The organism is Vibrio sp. PID23_8 (genome assembly GCF_003584965.1).
Lineage (GTDB): Bacteria > Pseudomonadota > Gammaproteobacteria > Enterobacterales > Vibrionaceae > Vibrio.
The window spans coordinates 191,338-210,715 of the sequence record NZ_LIXE01000001.1 but is presented as its reverse complement, the minus strand read 5'-3'; the positions used below and the strand labels follow the sequence as shown (position 1 = coordinate 210,715).

The 19,378-nt window shown below is 45.2% G+C and carries 18 protein-coding genes, 1 riboswitch and 1 other annotated feature; of the genes, 11 read left to right on the top strand and 7 right to left on the bottom strand.

Going from position 1 to position 19,378, the window contains the following annotated elements; all coding sequences use genetic code 11:
* Nucleotides 1-68: 68 nt before the first annotated feature.
* The 3 genes from purB to mnmA all read right to left on the bottom strand — a co-directional run bounded on the left by purB (nt 69) and on the right by mnmA (nt 3,347).
* Nucleotides 69-1,439 (bottom strand): adenylosuccinate lyase, encoded by a 1,371-nt coding sequence (gene purB, locus AK966_RS00930; protein ID WP_119463367.1) that lies wholly within the window; start codon nt 1,437-1,439, stop codon nt 69-71.
* A gap of 155 nt (nt 1,440-1,594) precedes the next feature.
* Entirely contained in the window at nt 1,595-2,212 is a 618-nt protein-coding gene (gene hflD / locus AK966_RS00925) for a high frequency lysogenization protein HflD (protein WP_099080547.1), read from the bottom strand.
* 10 nt (nt 2,213-2,222) lie between these two features.
* Entirely contained in the window at nt 2,223-3,347 is a 1,125-nt protein-coding gene (gene mnmA, locus AK966_RS00920) for a tRNA 2-thiouridine(34) synthase MnmA (protein WP_099080548.1), read from the bottom strand.
* 188 nt (nt 3,348-3,535) lie between these two features.
* Between mnmA and AK966_RS00915 the strand changes: the two genes are divergently transcribed.
* Together AK966_RS00915 and AK966_RS00910 are read left to right on the top strand one after the other, a co-directional pair.
* Nucleotides 3,536-3,805, top strand: a complete 270-nt coding sequence (locus AK966_RS00915; protein ID WP_119463366.1) for a hypothetical protein — start codon at nt 3,536-3,538, stop codon at nt 3,803-3,805.
* A gap of 116 nt (nt 3,806-3,921) precedes the next feature.
* Nucleotides 3,922-5,226 carry an inosine/guanosine kinase gene (locus tag AK966_RS00910; RefSeq protein WP_119463365.1) on the top strand — a complete coding sequence of 435 codons (1,305 nt, stop codon included), beginning with the start codon at nt 3,922-3,924 and terminating at the stop codon, nt 5,224-5,226.
* A 151-nt stretch (nt 5,227-5,377) separates the two neighbouring features.
* Here the strand turns inward: AK966_RS00910 and AK966_RS00905 are convergent, their stop codons facing one another.
* The gene (locus AK966_RS00905; RefSeq protein ID WP_099080551.1) at nt 5,378-5,785 is read right to left on the bottom strand and encodes an H-NS family nucleoid-associated regulatory protein; all 408 of its coding nucleotides are present in this window, start codon (nt 5,783-5,785) and stop codon (nt 5,378-5,380) included.
* A 594-nt stretch (nt 5,786-6,379) separates the two neighbouring features.
* A riboswitch (Lysine riboswitch) is annotated at nt 6,380-6,560 on the top strand.
* Nucleotides 6,561-6,669: 109 nt separating this feature from the next.
* Here AK966_RS00905 and tet(35) point away from each other — a divergent pair.
* Nucleotides 6,670-8,271 carry a tetracycline efflux Na+/H+ antiporter family transporter Tet(35) gene (gene tet(35), locus AK966_RS00895; protein WP_099080553.1) on the top strand — a complete coding sequence of 534 codons (1,602 nt, stop codon included), beginning with the start codon at nt 6,670-6,672 and terminating at the stop codon, nt 8,269-8,271.
* A gap of 197 nt (nt 8,272-8,468) precedes the next feature.
* On the opposite strand, the gene AK966_RS00890 is transcribed toward tet(35), so the two are convergent.
* Nucleotides 8,469-9,422, bottom strand: a complete 954-nt coding sequence (locus AK966_RS00890; RefSeq protein ID WP_119463363.1) for a sigma-54-dependent Fis family transcriptional regulator — start codon at nt 9,420-9,422, stop codon at nt 8,469-8,471.
* A gap of 360 nt (nt 9,423-9,782) precedes the next feature.
* Nucleotides 9,783-9,921, top strand: a sequence feature (His leader region).
* 51 nt (nt 9,922-9,972) lie between these two features.
* Between AK966_RS00890 and hisG the strand changes: the two genes are divergently transcribed.
* From hisG to hisIE, 8 genes are all read left to right on the top strand, one after another.
* A complete protein-coding gene (hisG, locus tag AK966_RS00885; RefSeq protein ID WP_099080555.1) occupies nt 9,973-10,869 on the top strand; it encodes an ATP phosphoribosyltransferase in 897 nt (298 codons plus the stop codon).
* A gap of 5 nt (nt 10,870-10,874) precedes the next feature.
* Entirely contained in the window at nt 10,875-12,185 is a 1,311-nt protein-coding gene (gene hisD, locus AK966_RS00880) for a histidinol dehydrogenase (RefSeq protein WP_119463362.1), read from the top strand.
* 12 nt (nt 12,186-12,197) lie between these two features.
* The gene (hisC, locus tag AK966_RS00875) at nt 12,198-13,238 is read left to right on the top strand and encodes a histidinol-phosphate transaminase (RefSeq protein WP_099080557.1); all 1,041 of its coding nucleotides are present in this window, start codon (nt 12,198-12,200) and stop codon (nt 13,236-13,238) included.
* Nucleotides 13,239-13,305: 67 nt separating this feature from the next.
* Complete coding sequence (gene hisB / locus AK966_RS00870; RefSeq protein ID WP_099080558.1) at nt 13,306-14,379, top strand: bifunctional histidinol-phosphatase/imidazoleglycerol-phosphate dehydratase HisB; 1,074 nt, start codon at nt 13,306-13,308, stop codon at nt 14,377-14,379.
* Nucleotides 14,380-14,405: 26 nt separating this feature from the next.
* On the top strand, nt 14,406-15,020 hold the full coding sequence (gene hisH / locus AK966_RS00865) for an imidazole glycerol phosphate synthase subunit HisH (protein ID WP_099080559.1): 615 nt from the start codon (nt 14,406-14,408) through the stop codon (nt 15,018-15,020).
* A gap of 12 nt (nt 15,021-15,032) precedes the next feature.
* Nucleotides 15,033-15,770, top strand: coding sequence for a 1-(5-phosphoribosyl)-5-[(5-phosphoribosylamino)methylideneamino]imidazole-4-carboxamide isomerase (gene hisA / locus AK966_RS00860; protein WP_099080560.1), 738 nt, complete (start codon nt 15,033-15,035; stop codon nt 15,768-15,770).
* Complete coding sequence (gene hisF / locus AK966_RS00855; protein ID WP_099080561.1) at nt 15,752-16,525, top strand: imidazole glycerol phosphate synthase subunit HisF; 774 nt, start codon at nt 15,752-15,754, stop codon at nt 16,523-16,525. The genes hisA and hisF overlap by 19 nt, the downstream gene beginning before the upstream one ends.
* Nucleotides 16,522-17,157 carry a bifunctional phosphoribosyl-AMP cyclohydrolase/phosphoribosyl-ATP diphosphatase HisIE gene (gene hisIE / locus AK966_RS00850; RefSeq protein WP_099080562.1) on the top strand — a complete coding sequence of 212 codons (636 nt, stop codon included), beginning with the start codon at nt 16,522-16,524 and terminating at the stop codon, nt 17,155-17,157. The genes hisF and hisIE overlap by 4 nt, the downstream gene beginning before the upstream one ends.
* A 371-nt stretch (nt 17,158-17,528) precedes the next feature.
* On the opposite strand, the gene AK966_RS00845 is transcribed toward hisIE, so the two are convergent.
* Together AK966_RS00845 and AK966_RS00840 are read right to left on the bottom strand one after the other, a co-directional pair.
* Nucleotides 17,529-18,032, bottom strand: coding sequence for a YchJ family protein (locus tag AK966_RS00845; RefSeq protein ID WP_099080563.1), 504 nt, complete (start codon nt 18,030-18,032; stop codon nt 17,529-17,531).
* Between the two features lie 87 nt (nt 18,033-18,119).
* Complete coding sequence (locus AK966_RS00840) at nt 18,120-19,334, bottom strand: EAL and HDOD domain-containing protein (RefSeq protein ID WP_119463361.1); 1,215 nt, start codon at nt 19,332-19,334, stop codon at nt 18,120-18,122.
* Nucleotides 19,335-19,378 lie beyond the last annotated feature (44 nt).

Sequence of the window (19,378 nt, the reverse complement as noted above, 5' to 3'; positions counted from 1 at the left end):
CCAGCTCAAAAAAAGAAAGGGTTGACGCTCTCACGTCAACCCTCAAAATTATCCGATACACGATTCTCTTACAGCTTATCTGTCAGCTCGATTGCTTGACCGATGTAGTTCGCTGGCGTCATCTTTTTCAGACGTGCTTTCTCGTGCTCAGGAAGCTCAAGACTGTCGATGAAGTTACGCATTGCTTCGCCGTCTACACGCTTACCACGAGTTAGCTCTTTTAGCTTCTCGTAAGGCTTCTCGATGCCGTAACGACGCATAACCGTTTGTACTGGCTCAGCGAGTACTTCCCAGTTCTTGTCTAGTTCAGCAAGAAGTGCTTCGCGGTTAACTTCAAGCTTGCTGATGCCTTTAAGTGTAGACGTGTAAGCGATGATAGCGTAGCCAACACCAACGCCGAGGTTACGTAGAACCGTTGAGTCGGTTAGGTCACGCTGCCAACGAGAGATAGGCAGTTTCTGGGCTAGGTGGCCGAACACAGCGTTCGCAAGGCCTAGGTTACCTTCAGAGTTTTCAAAATCGATTGGGTTAACTTTGTGTGGCATTGTTGAAGAGCCAATCTCACCCGCAATGGTTTTTTGCTTAAAGTGGCCTAGAGCAATGTAACCCCAAACGTCACGGTCGAAATCAATCAGGATAGTATTGAAACGTGCAACAGCGTCGAACAGTTCAGCGATGTAATCGTGCGGCTCGATCTGAGTTGTGTAAGGGTTCCAAGTAACGCCCAAAGACTCAGTGATGAAATCTTCGCTGAATTTGTGCCAATCTAGCTCTGGGTAAGCAGACAGGTGTGCGTTATAGTTACCGACTGCGCCGTTGATTTTCGCTAGGATCTCAACGTTTTCTATTTGCTTGAATTGACGCTCCATACGGTACGCCACATTGGCCATTTCTTTACCCATTGTTGATGGGGACGCTGGCTGACCGTGTGTACGAGATAGAAGAGGGATGTCGCGGTATTCAACAGCAAGTGCTTTAATCGCGTCGATTAAGTTGCGAATTTCTGGAAGAATCACGGTCTCACGCGCTTCTTTCAGCATAAGAGCGTGTGAAGTGTTGTTGATGTCTTCAGAAGTACATGCAAAGTGGAAGAACTCGTTTACTGCGTGAAGCTCAGGAACGTCAGCGACTTTTTCTTTTAAGAAGTACTCAACCGCTTTAACATCGTGGTTTGTTGTACGCTCGATCTCTTTGATGCGTAGCGCGTCTTCTTCAGAGAAGTTTGCAGCAAGGTCGTCTAGGAATTGATTTGCTTCTGCGCTAAACGCTGGCACTTCTGCAATTTCAGCAGTAGCAGCAAGCTTTTGAAGCCAGCGGATCTCAACGATAGTACGGTACTTCAATAAACCGTATTCACTGAAAATTTCGCGTAACGCAATGGTCTTGCTTCCGTAACGGCCGTCTACTGGTGAAACAGCAGTCAATGCTGACAGTTCCATGATGTTCTCCTGAATTGGGTTTCTAAATTTCGTGAGCTTTATACCAAACACTATGGCAATTGTCACGAATATTGCGCAATCGTTTGCGCGAGATTTGTTTTAGTCAAAAAAATGAGCTCGCGATTATCGCGAGCTGCTGCTTATTCGGAACCATCTTACATTCGAGCAAGAAGTATCTGAGCCTGCTCGACCATCTTTTTGCGGCCGAAAATTAAGTGGCGACGTTTGCCACCCACTTGGCGCCAAAGTACGGCACTGCGAATACCTGATAACAACAACGCACGGACTTTGTGCTGATTAGAGGTTTGCTGCAGCACGGATGGAGTACCAGTTACTTGAATGCGAGGGCCGATAGGGCTCACCACATCCAAGTAAATGCTTGCTAGGTTGCTGATCATCTGGTCGTCGAGTAAGTCAAAATGCTCCGTTTGACGCTGAGCCATCTGGATGCGGTCGCCAAGTTGTGACATGGCGTCGTTGCGACCTGTTAACTTACGCTCTAATGCCATGAGACTGATAATATAGCGAGTGACTTCACTTCCCGATGGCGTGCTATCAATTCCTTTTACCAAGCATTCGAGCCCTAGTTTGAGGTTGGCTTCACGACCGAATACACCGACAGTGTTTGCCGGGCTCGTATTTAATATGGCATTGATTGACGTTTCAAAGGCATCTTGATCACAATGTCCGTCTCGCGCAACTTGTTGAACCAATGCAACTGCTTGGCAGATGCCAGCGAAAGCAATAGTACGGTCATAAAGTGTATTCGCCACGTAGCGACTCCTAAGCTTGAGAATATTTAATGCGTTGCTCGATGATGCCGCCACCTAGGCACACGTCATCTTTGTAGAACACAGCTGATTGACCTGGAGTGACAGCAACTTGTGGCTCGTCAAAGATCACTTTAATGTTCTCATCATCGATAGGGATGATTGTACAAGGAATATCTTCCTGACGGTAACGTGTTTTCACTGTGCACTTCATAACATCGCGAATTGGCTCACGATCTACCCAGTGAAGTTGTGATGCAAGTAGACCTTCTGACTTCAGCATTGGGTGATCTTTACCTTGTACCGCAATCAAAACGTTACGTTTCAAATCCTTCTCGCCAACGAACCATGGGTCTTCATTGCCACCGCCGCCTTTACGGCCACCAATGTGAAGCCCTTTACGCTGACCAAGCGTGTGGTACATCAAACCTTGGTGCTGACCGATCACTTCACCTTCTGGTGTTTCAATATTACCAGGTTGCGCTGGAAGGTATTTGCCAAGGAACTCTGTGAACTTACGCTCACCGATGAAACAAATACCCGTTGAGTCTTTCTTTTTCGCTGTGATCAGGTCTTGCTCTTCTGCGATGCGTCGTACTTCTGGTTTTTCCAAATCACCGACAGGGAATAGGCTACGTGCAACTTGCTCGTGACTTAGTGTGTACAGGAAGTAGCTCTGGTCTTTGTTGCCGTCTAGACCACGTAGCATCTGAGGCTTTTCACCGTTCTCAGGGAAAGAACGACGTACGTAGTGACCCATTGCGATGTAGTCGGCATCCAGAACTTCATCAGCGAACTCCAGGAATGCTTTAAATTTAATTTCTTTGTTACAAAGAATATCTGGGTTTGGTGTACGGCCCGCTTTGTATTCAGCAAGGAAGTACTCAAATACATTGTCCCAGTATTCTGCAGCAAAGTTGATGGTGTGTAGATGGATGCCCAGCTTGTCACATACTGCTTGAGCATCGGCAAGATCTTCTGCTGCTGTGCAATATTCTTCGTTGTCATCTTCTTCCCAGTTCTTCATGAACAGGCCTTCCACTTGGTAGCCTTGTTGCTTCAGAAGATACGCAGAAACAGATGAATCAACGCCGCCGGACATTCCGACGATGACTTTCTTTTGGCTGTTATCAGACATTACTAAACACCACTTAAATAAACGGGACGCAGATTCTAACAGAATCCACAGACCGGTGACAGATCCGAGATCGAAATCACACTTCGTTTTGCTGCATTTTTCTGCTACAGCATCACCAATTCGCAATTTCACGAGTATAGAAGTGCTATATATGGCATAGTTGCCAAAAATCCAAGAGGAAAAGTTAAATGACCGAAGAAAACCAGTTTATGCAAGAAGACGAGTTGATTGAAATCATCGAAAATCAACTAGAAGATGGTAACCCAATAAAAGTAAAAGAAACCCTAATGCGCTTAATGATGACAGGTACGCCCCGGGAGGACGCGATAGCGATGATGGCGTGTGCGATGTCGATTGAAGTTTTTGACGTGATGAAAAACGACGGTGAATTTAATCTAAAGCGCTACACAGAGCATCTTAATCAGCTTCCTGACCTGAGTTTCATGGAAGGCGAATAGCGCTCAAGAAAGAAAAAATAGGCGGCAAACGTTTGCTATAATTGCTTTTATTGCTGCTTTATTGTTAGCGGTATAGAATCCGTTCTCCTTTTCATCCCCTTACTCAGACTAACAATATGAAATTTCCTGGACAACGCAAATCGAAGCACTATTTTCCTGTTCATGCTCGTGATCCATTGGTGAGCCAAGCACAAGAAAGCAAGAAGATGACGCGCACCCACATCATCGGTATTGATCAGACTCTGGTTGATATTGAAGCTAAAGTTACAACGGATGTGATTGAAAAGTACGGTTTGAGTAAAGGACACTCGTTGGTTATTGATGACGCAACCGCGGAAGCGCTATACCAACAGCTAAAAGAAGAGAACCTCATTACTAATGAGTATGCGGGTGGCACAATTGGCAACACACTACATAATTACTCTGTGCTTGCGGATGACCGTTCGACTCTTCTAGGCGTAATGAGCCAGGACATTAAGATCGGCAGCTATGGTTACCGTTACTTATGTAACACCTCTAGCCGTATGGATCTGAACTATCTACAAGGGGTACAAGGAGCAATCGGTCGTTGTTTTGCTCTGATTACTGAAGACGGTGAACGTACTTTCGCAATCAGCGAAGGTCAAATGAACCAACTTCATCCAGATAACATCCCAGAGAAAATCTTCAAAAGTGCATCAGCGCTTGTCCTGACAGCGTATCTCGTTCGTTGTAAAGAAGGCGATCCAATGCCGGAAGCAACCATGCGTGCGATTGAATACGCGAAGAAATACGATGTACCAGTGGTGTTAACGCTTGGAACTAAGTTTGTAATTCAAGATGATCCGATTTTCTGGCAAGCATTTATTCGTGACCATGTTTCTGTTGTCGCGATGAATGAAGACGAAGCTGAAGCGCTAACGGGTGAGTCTGATCCTCTAGCGGCATCTGACAAGACGTTAGATTGGGCTGACATGGTACTTTGTACCGCTGGCCCTGTTGGCTTGTTCATGGCAGGCTACACCGAAGATAGTGCAAAGCGCGAAACTTCACTGCCACTTCTTCCAGGTTCTATCGCAGAGTTCAATCGTTACGAATTTAGTCGACCAGCGAAGAAAGAATCGTGTGAGAATGCAATTAAAGTTTATTCACACATTTCGCCTTACATGGGTGGTCCAGAGAAAATTAAGAATACCAATGGTGCAGGTGATGCGGCACTGTCCGCAGTTTTGCATGATATGGCTGCAAATAAGTATCATAAAGAAAATGTGCCTAACTCAAGCAAGCACAATAATGAGTATTTAACCTATTCTTCATTCTCTCAAGTATGTAAATACGCGAATCGTGCAAGTTATGAAGTGTTAGTACAGCATTCCCCACGTCTATCTCGTGGTTTGCCTGAGCGTGAAGATAGTTTAGAAGAAGCATACTGGGAGCGTTAATTCGATTCCTAGTGTGAGAACTTCATATATCAAAAAAAATGGCGCATGTTGAATGCGCCATTTTTTTATCTGCTTATAGTGATAAGCAAGCAAAAAGGCTTCCATTTGAAGCCTTTAAACATTCACTTGACCCGCCCTAAATAAGGTTGAGTTAGATTAAGAAGTCGTCTAGAGATTTGCCGGCATCAAGCAGCTCTTGAATTGCAGAAGGCGTACGGCCTTGGCCTGTCCAAGTTTTCTCTTCACCGTTAGTATCGGTGTATTTGTACTTAGCTGGGCGTGGAGCACGCTTAGCTTTCATCTTAGTTTTAGTCTCACCCGCTAGTGCACTAATAAGTGCTTCAACATCGATACCGTCTTTCGCGATTTGCTCTGCGATAGCTGCCATTTTTGCTTCTTGCTCAGCTTGTGCTGCGCGGTCAGCTTCTTCAGCTTCTTGACGCTCTTGGACAACGATAGTGAGTTTATCTAGAGCTTCTTCCAATTGTTCTAGAGTCAGCTCACGAGAAAAGGCACGAAGGCTACGGATATTTAGAAGTGTTTTAGTCAGCTCTGACATAACGATTCCTATTAATAGGTTGAGAGGTTCGACATTCGTTATCAAAATGATAAATTAAATGCCAAACTGGAAATATAGCATAGAGTTCTTATATTTAACTTTATCTTTTCAATATGTGCAAATATTAATTTATTATTTTGATGAAAATTTTAATCGTTTCATTATAGATGAGAAATTAAATAGACTAAAGCTTATCTTAATACAGGTTGAAGTCCGATTTTTTGTTATAGATACGATAAGCTTTTAGGTTTGTAGATACTCTATTTGTCGCTTGAATTGAAATTGCCATTAATATTTTTGATGGTGAGGAGGCAACTAATTAGATGGTATCGGTTTTTTATTTTTGGCTTAACTTCATAGCAACTCAGACGAAAGTTAGTAGTCAAGTTTCATAATTATCATCCTTGAAGTGCTTGCAGTGCACATTGATCCTTTGTTGGTTCCTGATTTATAAACGGTTACGACAACTTTTTATCCACTAAATTTAGTTTGATGTGTTGCATTGGAGGGCTTCATGAGTACAATGGACGTTACCTGATGCAATATTGCAGATAATTTGTTGTCGATTTGTGTAATTGATGGTTAACTGTCTGTTATTGCCGTAGAGGTGCAGTCTCGAAGAGTAGCTATTATTGGGGTGATGCCAATGAATAATAGTGGAAGGCGAAGATTGCCGAAGTAAGTAGCCTATCAAAACTGCTTGCTGGGGTTGTATCTGAAAGGAACAACACTGCCATAGTATATTTACATTAAACTATGGAGCGCTACTGTAGGGTTGGGTGAAGTGTTCGCTTCCCTGTCGCTAAGTTCAACATGAGCACGTGTCATATACAACGTGTCTTGTCTGCAGTAGATCTCTAGCCAAACTTTGGTTTTTGAAGATCATGAATTTAATAGATTTTGCACATTCTCCCGTTTCGTTATTACCGCCTGTTGTTGCACTGACGCTGGCAATTTTGACTCGACGCGTTTTAGTTTCTCTCGGTGTAGGTATCGTACTTGGTGCGGTTCTACTTAACGACTGGTCTATCGGCTCTACCGCTGGCTACGTCAGTGCCCAAGTTTCTTCTGTTTTTATTGAGGACGGTGGTATCAATACTTGGAATATGAGTATTGTTGGCTTCCTAATCTTGTTAGGTATGACAACGGCGTTGTTGACCCTGTCTGGTGGTACTCGCGCTTTCGCTGAATGGGCGCAAACTCGAGTAAAAAGTAAACGTGGCTCTAAACTTCTTGCTGCCTTTCTAGGCGTATTCATTTTTGTCGACGATTACTTTAACAGTCTCGCTGTTGGTGCGATCTCTCGTCCAGTTACAGACCGCTTCTATGTTTCACGCGCTAAACTCGCGTACATCCTAGACTCAACGGCTGCACCTATGTGTGTGATCATGCCAGCTTCAAGTTGGGGGGCTTATATCATCACGATCATCGGTGGTATTTTAGTATCGCACGGCGTAACGGAGTACTCAGCACTTGGTGCGTACGTTCGTCTTATCCCAATGAACTTTTACGCTGTATTTGCACTGCTCATGGTATTTGCAGTGGCGTGGTTTGGTCTAGATATCGGCAAAATGCGTGAGCATGAAATTGCAGCGTCTCAAGGTCGTGGTTTTGATAAAGATAAAGAGAACGATATTCAAGAAGCGCACGATCTTAATGAAGAGCTAGATATTCACGAAAGTGAAAGAGGTAAGGTATCTGACCTAGTACTTCCTATCGTGACGCTTATTGTGGCGACGATCGCTTCAATGCTTTACACCGGTGGTCAAGCGCTGGCAGCAGATGGAAAACAATTTGCGCTGTTAGGTGCGTTTGAGAACACTGATGTAGGTATGTCTCTTATTTACGGTAGTTTACTTGGTCTTGCAGTCGCTCTATTTACTGTATTGAAACAAGGCTTACCAATGGTTGAGATTACTCGTACGCTTTGGATTGGTGCTAAGTCAATGTTCGGCGCGATTCTCATCCTTATCTTCGCTTGGACGATCGGCTTGGTTATCAGCGATATGAATACCGGATCTTACTTGTCAACGATGGCACAGGGTAATATTGATCCTCATTGGCTACCGGTTATCTTGTTCTTGCTGTCAGGCCTAATGGCTTTCTCTACAGGTACGTCGTGGGGTACCTTTGGCATCATGCTGCCTATCGCAGGTGACATGGCGGGCGCGACTGACATCGCACTTATGCTACCTATGTTGAGTTCGGTACTCGCTGGTGCGGTATTTGGTGACCATTGTTCGCCAATTTCTGATACGACCATTCTGTCTTCTACAGGTGCACGTTGTAATCACATTGATCACGTGGCGACACAGTTACCTTATGCTCTGTCAGTTGCTCTTGTTGCCTGTGTAGGCTTTATTACGCTTGGTATGACGGCTTCTACCGTAATTTCTTTCATTGCAGCATCGATCACGTTCGTTATCGTTTGTGTGATTTTATCCTGGCTGTCTAAGTCAAAAATGACATCATGTCAGAATGCTTAGATTGTTTGATATAGCGAACTAAAATAAAAACTCCGCTCAATTGGCGGAGTTTTTTTATGCAATATCAAGATAGGTTGAAAGTGATACGTGCAGCCCATTGAAAGCACCTTTTGTATCGCATTAAACGTGTCGGTATGCATAATATCCGAACGGGACGAATGGGTATTACAGTAGCAATCAGACTCGATTTAAAAGGATCAGACGTTGAGATTGTATTTTTTGATTAAGCGATACAAGGTTGTTCGGGATATCCCTAAATCCCGCGCAGCTGCACTTATATTGTGTTTGTTTTCCTCTATTACATGGAGCAAATATTCGAGGTCGACTTGCTCTACAGAGGGGAGTAATTGCCGCTCGCAACTGTCTAGTCCTAAGTCTGTGACTAGGAGAGTATTATCTTCGCACATCACGATTGCCCTTTGAATTACGTTACGGAGTTCGCGTACGTTACCAGGCCATCGGTGTTTTTGTAGTTTTGCTTTAACTTCATTGGACATGTTGTTGATCTGTCCTTTTGATAGGTCTTTCAAAAAATACTCGGCTAAGATCAGAATGTCGTTGCCGCGTTCTCTTAACGGTGGAATTGTTAGCGGTAAAATATTGAGCCTATAAAATAGGTCTTCTCGAAATTGGCCTTGAACCACCTCATTTTTCAGGTCTACGTGACTCGCGACTATCACTCGGCAATCCACATGGATATTCTTATCAGCGCCCACTTTGTGGATCAGTTTATTCTCAAGAAAGTGCAGAAGATGAATTTGAAGTTGAGGAGGCATGTCTCCAATCTCATCTAAAAATAGCGTTCCCTTGTGCGCCTTTTGAATATACCCAACATGTTCTGATATGGCACCTGTAAATGCCCCTTTCTCGTGCCCAAATAGCTCCGAGGCGATAAGACCGCTGGGTATCGCCCCACAGTTTACCTCCACAAAAGGTGATGAGCGTCGACTTGATAGTTGGTGGATGATTCTCGCGCACAGCCCTTTACCCACACCGGTCTCACCTTGGATAAGAACCTCTGCATCACACTGCGCATACTTCCTTAATATATTACTTAGCTCGTTGATACAGGCACTATTTCCAATCAAGGTGAATGGATTGGCATCAATGTTTTGCGTAATTATTTTGGTTCGACTCTTATGTAGTTTCATGATTAGCCACTTTTTTGGTTCTAATCAAAGCGTAGTTGCGAAATGGTTGTCTCAAAAGTGAGTAGCTGTATCATATTTGAGAATTTATCAAGTTAACATACGCTTGGGCGCTAACCGGTTGTTCTAGAATCAATTAATGGATTTGTTTTTTTTTAACATGCTCTCGTTGCAAATGCGCTCAGTTGTTTAGAGTCTGGGTTAATATGTCGCTCCAATGGTCGTAAAATTAGTGGTTTAGCAAATTATTTGAGAAAAGTTTGAATTCAGTATTGAAAAAATTAACAAGCTTAGTTAGTGTGGTCATTAACGAAGCAACTCAATCGAGCCTTAAATAAGTATGCGTAATTTTGCAATGAATATTCATCACCATCATCACCCAGCCTAGTCTTTCGGGAGATGCACGCATACCCGGGAGGCAGGAAACTCCCGGAGGTTAAAATCAAAGTACATACAGATTTCAAACCCTCGGGAGACCCAACTCTCCCGAGGGTTTTTTAGTTTGCTGATTTATAAAATATTTTAAATATCGAATTTGCACAGGGATAAAGCAATGCAAACACAACGCTTAAGAATTGCCATTCAGAAAAAAGGCCGCCTTAGTAAAGAGAGCCAAGCTCTATTGAAAAAATGTGGTGTTAAATTCAATGTCATGGGTGAGCGATTGGTCGTTCATTCAGAAAATATGCCAATTGATTTGCTTTTGGTACGCGATGATGACATCCCTGGTTTAATTATGGATGGTGTGGTTGACCTAGGCTTCATTGGTGAAAATGAACTTGAAGAAGTTCGTCTGGACCGTAAAGCATTAGGCGAGCCTAGCGAGTTTGTGCAACTTCGTCGTCTTGATTTTGGTGGCTGCCGTTTGTCTATCGCTATCGACAAAGATGAAGAATACAACGGCCCGCAAGATTTAGCAGGGAAACGTATCGCAACGACTTACCCACAATTGCTAAAAGCTTACATGGATGAAGTTGGTGTATCGTTCTCAACATGTATGTTGACCGGTTCTGTGGAAGTTGCTCCTCGCGCTGGCCTAGCAGACGCGATTGCAGATTTAGTGTCGACCGGTGCAACGCTTGAAGCAAACGGTTTAAAAGAAGCTGAAATTATCTTCAAATCAAAAGCGACACTGATTCAACGTACTGGCGAATTCGATGCAGATAAAGTGGCACTGATCGAAAAATTACTGACTCGTATGCAAGGCGTACAGCAAGCGAAGGAGTCGAAGTACATCATGCTACACGCTCCCGCTGATAAATTAGACCAAATTAAGACACTGTTACCAGGAGCCGAAGACCCGACTGTTTTACCACTCTCTGCAGACAAGCAAAAAGTGGCGGTTCACTTGGTCAGTACTGAAAACTTGTTCTGGGAAACGATGGAACAGCTCAAAGAATTGGGTGCGAGCTCAATCCTAGTACTACCAATTGAAAAAATGATGGAGTAATCGTGATGAGAACAGTTGTATGGCAATCGCTGAGCGAAACACAGCAGGATTCGATTCTGGAGCGTCCAGCAATTACAGAGGGCGCAAATATTACTGCCGCAGTTTCTGAAATCATCGCGAAAGTTCGTAATGAAGGTGATGCTGCATTAGTAGAGTTGACTGAGAAGTTTGACCGCGTTAAGCCGGAGTCTATTCGTTTATCGGCTCAAGACATTGATAAAGCTTCAGCGCGTCTTCCTGAAAAAATGAAGAATGCGCTTGAGCAAGCCTATGAAAATATCTCGAAGTTTCACAAAGCACAGAAGCCACAGCCTATCAAAGTAGAAACTCAACCAGGTGTACTTTGTGAGCAGGTCACGCGCCCAATTCAAAAAGTGGGTTTGTACATTCCTGGCGGTAGCGCACCATTACCATCGACGGTTTTGATGCTGGGTGTTCCTGCAAACATAGCAGGTTGTCGAAAAGTGGTGCTTTGCTCTCCACCACCAATTGCCGACGAGATCCTTTATGTAGCGAAACTGTGTGGCATCGATGAAGTGTATAACGTCGGTGGCGGTCAAGCGGTGGCGGCGATGGCTTACGGCACAGAGACGGTATCGAAAGTTGATAAGATCTTTGGTCCGGGTAACGCCTACGTGACAGAAGCAAAACGTCAGGTGAGTAATGATTTCCGCGGCGCAGCGATTGATATGCCTGCAGGTCCATCAGAAGTGCTTGTGATTGCGGATGAAACGGCCGACCCAGACTTCATTGCCGCGGATCTGCTGAGCCAAGCGGAGCACGGTCCTGATTCCCAAGTGGTACTTGTGACGCCTTCACCAGTGATTGCAGATCAAGTGACGGATGCGGTTCAACGCCAACTTAAAGCACTCTCTCGTGCCGATATCGCACAGCAGGCGCTGGCTTCCAGCCTAATCATCATTGCGGAGTCTCTGACTCAAGCTGTTGCAATCTCAAATTACTACGGCCCTGAGCACTTGATTGTTCAGACCAAGACCCCTCGCGAGCTTCTACCTCTATTAGATAACGCAGGTTCAATCTTCCTAGGCGATTGGTCTCCTGAATCAGCAGGTGATTACGCGTCAGGTACTAACCACGTGCTTCCTACTTATGGTTACACGCGTACCTACTCAAGCTTAGGTTTGGCGGATTTCTCTAAACGTATGACGGTTCAAGAACTGTCTGCTGATGGTCTAAAGAACCTTGCGCCAACGGTGGTAACCATGGCTGAGGCGGAAGGTCTTGATGCGCACAAGCGTGCGGTGACTATCCGTACTGAAAAATTAACCCGCGTAGTAAATAAGGCAAGTAAGTAAGAGGACAATAAGATGGAAAAACTAGCGCGTAAACAAGTCCAACAGCTAACGCCTTATTTATCGGCTCGCCGAATTGGTGGAACGGGTGACGTATGGCTCAATGCGAACGAATCACCTTTCAACAATGAGTACAAAACAGATTTTGCTCGTCTTAATCGTTACTGCGAATGCCAACCTAAAGAATTGATTTCCGCTTACGCAGCGTATGCGGGTGTGAAACCAGAGCAGACGCTAACTTCTCGTGGTGCGGATGAGGGCATTGAACTCTTAGTTCGTGCATTCTGTGAGCCAGGGGAAGATGCGATTTTATACTGCCCACCGACTTACGGCATGTATGCAATTAGTGCTGAAACCATTGGTGTAGAGCGTAAAACCGTACCGCTAACGTCAGATTGGCAACTGGATCTAGTCGGTATTGAAGCCAACCTAGATAAGGTCAAACTGGTTTTCGTCTGTTCGCCAAACAACCCAACGGGTAACCTCGTTAAACGTGAAGATATTGTGTCTCTGCTTGAGATGACAAAAGATCGTGCAATCGTGGTGATGGACGAAGCGTACATCGATTTTTGCCCAGAAGCGTCAACGGTGGATTTGCTCGCGCAATACCCGAACTTAGCGATTCTGCGTACTCTGTCGAAAGCGTTTGCGCTTGCTGGCTTACGTTGTGGATTTACGCTTGCGAACGAAGAGTTGATCAATGTACTTCTTAAAGTTATCGCGCCATACCCGGTACCAGTTCCCGTAGCTGAAATTGCGATTCAAGCATTGTCAGAAGCGGGCTTAGCCCGAACGAAATTCCAAGTTCTTGACCTCAACGCAAACCGTGCTTACTTGCATGTTGGTTTATCGATGTTTCCAGATTTGGAAGTGTTTGAAGGCTGGGGTAACTACCTATTGGTGAAATTCCCAAATGGCGATGATCTTTTCAAAGCCGCTTGGGACACCGGAATTATCTTGCGTAATTCGCCCATCGAAAACTGTGTGCGTATCAGCGTAGGTAACCGTGACGAGTGCGAAAAAACACTCGGATTTATTAGAAACTACTACTCATAAGTAGCGACAGAATGAATCGCTCTCGCTAAACAGTGAGGCGCAAAAGAATAGTAATAAGGAAGTTCGAGTGAGCAAACAACAAAAAATCCTATTTATCGACCGTGACGGCACCTTGATTGTTGAGCCGCCGATTGATTTTCAAGTCGACCGCCTAGACAAACTAAAACTAGAGCCATTTGTTATCCCGAGCCTGTTGTCGTTGCAAGCTGCGGGTTACCGTCTAGTGATGGTAACGAACCAAGATGGTTTGGGGACAGATAGCTACCCACAAGAAGACTTTGATGCGCCACACACTATGATGATGGAGATCTTCGAATCTCAAGGTGTGAAGTTTGATGACATTCTGATTTGCCCTCACTTTGAAGAAGAGAACTGCGCTTGCCGTAAACCTAAATTGGGTATGGTGAAAGAGTACCTTCAAGGTGGCAAAGTTGATTTCCAAAACTCAGTCGTGATTGGCGATCGACAAACTGATCTTCAACTTGCAGAAAATATGGCGATTCGCGGTATTCAATACAACCCAGAAACCATGGGCTGGAAGCAGATCCTTAAAGATCTGACGGTTAAAGCGCGCGTTGCTGAAGTGATTCGTACCACGAAAGAAACGGACATCAAAGTTGCGGTTAATCTTGATCAGCAAGGTGGAAACGATATCTCTACCGGCCTTGGCTTCTTCGACCACATGCTGGATCAAATTGCCACGCACGGCGGATTCCAAATGGTGTGCAAAGTGGAAGGTGACCTACACATTGATGATCACCACACGGTAGAAGATACCGCTCTTGCGCTGGGTCAAGCGTTGAAAGAGGCTCTGGGTGACAAGCGCGGTATTGGCCGCTTTGGCTTTAGCCTGCCGATGGATGAGTGTTTGGCACAATGTGCACTAGACCTGTCTGGTCGCCCTTATCTCAAGTTCGATGCACAGTTTAGTCGTGAGCAGGTCGGTGGTCTATCAACAGAGATGGTTGTGCACTTCTTCCGCTCTTTGACTGACACCCTAGCGTGTACGCTGCACCTTTCTTCGGCTGGCGATAATGATCATCACATCATTGAGAGCCTATTTAAAGCGTTTGGCCGAACTCTACGTCAAGCGATCAAAGTAGAAGGTAGCGAGCTACCAAGCAGCAAAGGCGTGCTATAAGGCTAACGTTAGCAAGGAGAAAAACAGTGATAGAACAGAAAGTTGTCATTATCGATACTGGCTGTGCCAATGTTTCTTCGGTGAAGTTTGCCATTGAACGCTTAGGCTATGACGTAACCATTTCTAAAGATCCGCAAATCGTATTGTCGGCTGACAAGCTATTTCTACCGGGAGTGGGAACCGCCAGTGAAGCGATGAAGAACTTAGAAGAGCGCGAACTTATCAGCTTGGTGAAACAAGTAGAAATGCCGCTGCTAGGCATCTGCTTAGGCATGCAACTGTTGGGTAAAGTTTCTCAAGAGAAAGGGCAGAATGCGGACGAGTCGGTTGAGTGCCTTGGACTTTGCGATAGCGAAGTGAAGCTACTTCAAACTGGTGATTTACCGCTGCCGCATATGGGGTGGAACACCGTCTCTGCAAAAGCAGGTAATCCGCTGTTCAATGGTATCGAAGAAGGTGAGTACTTCTACTTTGTACACAGCTTTGCTATGCCAGTTGGTGATTACACCATTGCAGAATGTGAATACGGCAATCCGTTCACCGCAGCAGTACAAAGTGGCAACTATTATGGTGTGCAATTCCACCCTGAGCGTTCTTCCAAAGCGGGTGCGAAGCTTATTCAAAACTTCTTAGAATTATAAAAGGAATTTAGTGTGATTATTCCAGCTCTTGATTTAATTGAAGGACAGGTGGTTCGCCTTTATCAAGGTGATTATGGTCAAGTAACCGAATACAAAGTCGACCCAGCAGAGCAGTTCAACTTGTACCACCAAGCCGGTGCGAACTGGCTGCACTTGGTGGATCTGACGGGTGCGAAAGATACAACGGCGCGTCAACTTGATTTGATTACAAAACTACTGGCGAGCACACCGGCGAACATTCAAATCGGTGGCGGTGTGCGAACAGAGCAAGACGTTGTGGATCTACTTGAAGCAGGCGCACAGCGCGTAGTTGTGGGCTCTACAGCAGTCAAACAGCCAGAACTTGTGAAAGGTTGGATTGAAAAGTATGGTGCGGATAAAATCGTTCTAGCGCTAGACATCAACATCGACCAAGGCGGCACACGCAAAGTGGCGATTTCAGGCTGGCAAGAAGATTCAGGCGTGACTATTGAAGCACTGATCAATGATTACCTAACGGTAGGTCTACAGCACGTGCTTTGCACGGACATTTCTCGTGACGGTACGCTAGAAGGTTCAAACGTTGAGCTTTACGTCGACCTATGTAAACAATACCCACAGGTGCAATTCCAATCTTCAGGTGGCATCGGCTCGTTAGCAGATATCGAAGCGCTAAAAGGCAGCGGTGTAGAAGGTGTGATTGTCGGTCGTGCGCTGTTAGATGGTCAGTTCACAGCAGAGGAGGCATTTGCATGTTGGCAAAGCGAATAATTCCATGTCTTGATGTTCGTGATGGGCAAGTGGTGAAGGGCGTTCAATTCCGTAACCACGAAATCATCGGCGACATTGTTCCTCTAGCACAGCGTTATGCGGAAGAAGGCGCTGACGAACTGGTTTTCTACGATATTACCGCCTCAAGCGATGGTCGTGTCGTCGATAAAAGTTGGGTTGCTCGCGTTGCAGAGGTGATTGATATTCCGTTCTGTGTTGCTGGTGGTATTAAATCAGCGGAAGACGCAGCTCGTATTCTTGAGTTTGGTGCAGACAAGGTGTCTATCAACTCACCAGCATTGGCGAACCCACAGCTGATTACTGACCTTGCCGACAAGTTTGGTGTGCAGTGTATCGTCGTTGGTATCGATTCATACTACGACAAAGAGACGGGCAAGTATCAGGTTTACCAGTTTACTGGTGATGAAGAACGCACCAAAGCGACCCAATGGGAAACGCGTGACTGGGTGCAAGAAGTGCAAAAGCGCGGTGCTGGTGAAATCGTATTGAATATGATGAATCAAGATGGTGTGCGTAACGGTTACGACATTGAACAACTGAATATGGTGCGTGAGGTATGTAACGTACCGTTGATTGCCTCGGGTGGTGCAGGTGCGATGGATCACTTTGCAGAAGCATACCAAAAAGCAAACGTGGATGGTGCGCTTGCCGCATCGGTATTCCACAAACAAGTCATCAATATTGGTGAACTGAAGCAGTATTTGAAACAACAAGGCATTGAGGTACGACTATGAATGTGAAAGCCGCCGAAGTAAGTTCGCTAGCTGAGCGAATCAACTGGGAAAAGGTGGATGGCCTAGTACCTGCCATCATACAAGATTTCCAATCAAGCCAGGTGCTGATGATGGGTTACATGAACCAAGATGCGCTGGTAAAAACGGGCGAAACAGGTCAAGTGACGTTTTTCTCTCGCACCAAAGAGCGTCTTTGGACCAAAGGTGAGACCTCAGGGAATGTACTGCAATTGGTGAACTTGCAGCTCGATTGCGACAACGATACGCTACTGGTGAAAGTGAATCCCATTGGTCCTACGTGTCACTTGGGCAACACTACTTGCTGGGATGTGGCCCCTCAAGAGGAGTCACAAATGGTGTGGCTTCATCAACTTGAGCAGCTACTGGCTGCCCGCAAGAGCGCCGACCCAGATTCCTCTTATACTGCCAGTCTTTATGCCCGTGGCACCAAGCGTATTTCGCAAAAAGTGGGCGAAGAAGGCGTTGAAGTCGCGCTTGCGGCGACGTCGGGCGATAAGGCGGAGCTAGTGTGTGAATCTGCTGACTTGATTTACCACTTAATGGTTCTGCTTCAAGACCAAGGCTTGTCGATGAATGACGTAGTGAACAAACTGAAAGAGCGTCACAAATAAAGAGAAAAAAGGTCCTAGCACCTAGGGCCTATATGGTGAGTGCAGGTTGTTTTGTTAGTTTCTGAGAAAGTTATTGGAATACAGAATACGGAGCGCTTCGCTTACAGGAGCACATTAACCAAACCTAATAGCGTCATTCCGGACGAGCTCAAGCGAGCATCCCGAATCTACTAACTATTAGTGGGCTATTTAGTTGCGGTATATTGCCTTAGAGATGTCAAACTCGGACAGTAGATTCTGAATCTCGTTCGTTCCTCACTGTTCAGAATGACAAGTATTTTCCTTATAACTCAAAGACAACGTTTGCGCGTAATACGAGGTTTTAGGCCCTAGGATCCTAGGGCCTGTCTTTTGAATCTAGGACCTTTCGATCACCCACAACACTTCTTAAATTTCTTACCGCTTCCGCAGATACATGGATCGTTGCGACCTACTTTTAAGCTGCTCACTGGTTGGCTCAGACGCGGATCTTGTTCCGGCTCTTCTTTTGGGAATGTGCCATCAATGTAGTACCAAAGCCCGTCTTCTTTCACAAAGCGTGAGCGCTCTGTCATGCAGTAGCGTTTGCCGTCTTCATTAAAATAAGCGTTGAACTCAACAAACCCTTCATTTTCATTACTGCCGGTTTCTGTTTTTATCACTTCAAGCTTGCACCAGTTGCTGTCGATAGACTGGGCAATGCCTTCACGCTGTTCTTCTGCGTTGCAGCTTGGGTGATACGTGTTCACGACATAATCCACCAAACCTAACACATGCGCGCTGTAACGTGAGCGCATTAATTGCTCTGGTGTCGTGACATCGGCGTGGTGGCTGTGAGCAATTTCACAACACTGTTTGTAGGTGCGGTTTGAGCCGCAAGGACAAGAAGAAGCCATAAAGGGAAACTCGTTTAATTAAACAGTAAAAATAAGCAACCTCACAAAAGTGAGGTTGGCGGGTATTTGAGGGGCTATTATAGCGTCTTAAGTTGGTTGAGAAAGCAGTTCTTGAGACCACGCAGTGGACTGGCTAAACGCTTTGGCTAATTGCGGCTCAGTCAGTTTGAGAGCACTACAGTACTTTACCGTTGTTTCCCAATCGGCTTTCTCATAGGCGATGATCATCGAGAGCAGATAGCCTAATACGCCTTTGCGACTTGTGAGCGCTTGCTTGATTTCCTCATCAACCGGAATGTCACTTATCACATCGCAAAGCGGTTGGTCTAATAGTGAATCTAATAGTGAGAACATTCCCGTTAAAAACGCTTGGCCTGGGTCGTGCTTAGTGCTCATCTGGCTGAGCAAAATTTCACACATACGCGCGCGCTGAATCGCCAAAGAGTACAAAAAGTCCGGTTTGTCTTCGTGCACTGAAGCTATCGCGACAAGAGAAATAAAGCGTCTTAAACGTTCTTCACCAAGATAAACCAGCGCCTGACGGAAAGACTTAATCTTAGTGGTGAGCGTGTAACCCGAGTTTACATAAGTCATTAGCTTATAAGACAAGGTCACATCGATAGAAAACAGGCGTTCGACTTCATTAAAATTGATGGGTTTGTCTGCAATCTCTTTACACAGCTGAATAACCGTCAAAAACGCCGGGCTAAGGCGCTTCTTCTGAATCATCTCAGGCTTACTGAAGAAGTAACCTTGGAAGAAGTTAAAGCCAGCGTCCATCGCTTGTTCAAACTCTTCATAGGTTTCAACCTTCTCGGCTAAAAACTGGATGTCAAAGTGGCCAAGTGATTGAATGTAAATCGCTGCCTTCTCGATAGGGACTAAGCGAATATCGAACTTGATGATCGCAACATAAGGTAAAAAACGCTTCCAAGCTTTAGTCGGAACAAAGTCATCTAACGCAACGCGATAGCCAGAAGCATGTAGATGTTTGATTGCATGAAGTAACTCATCTGTTGGCTCGCAATCTTCCAACACTTCAACCACGAGGGATTCATTAGGAAACAGAGTAGGGACTAGGTTAACCAAGCTTTGATAAGGGAAGTTTACAAAGCCGAGCTTATCACCCAGAGTACTATAGTGCGTGGTTAGGAAATGGTCAGAAAGAAGTCGACTAGTCGCTAGCTCAGGTTCTACTTCTGGAAAGGTATTTTTCGGACCGTCACGGAAGAGAAGCTCATACCCGATGGTACGCTTTTCTCTATCCAGTATCGGTTGGCGAGCTACGTATGAATACTTCAATGCGGTGATATGTTCTGACTTAACTAAGTTATATGATAATAACG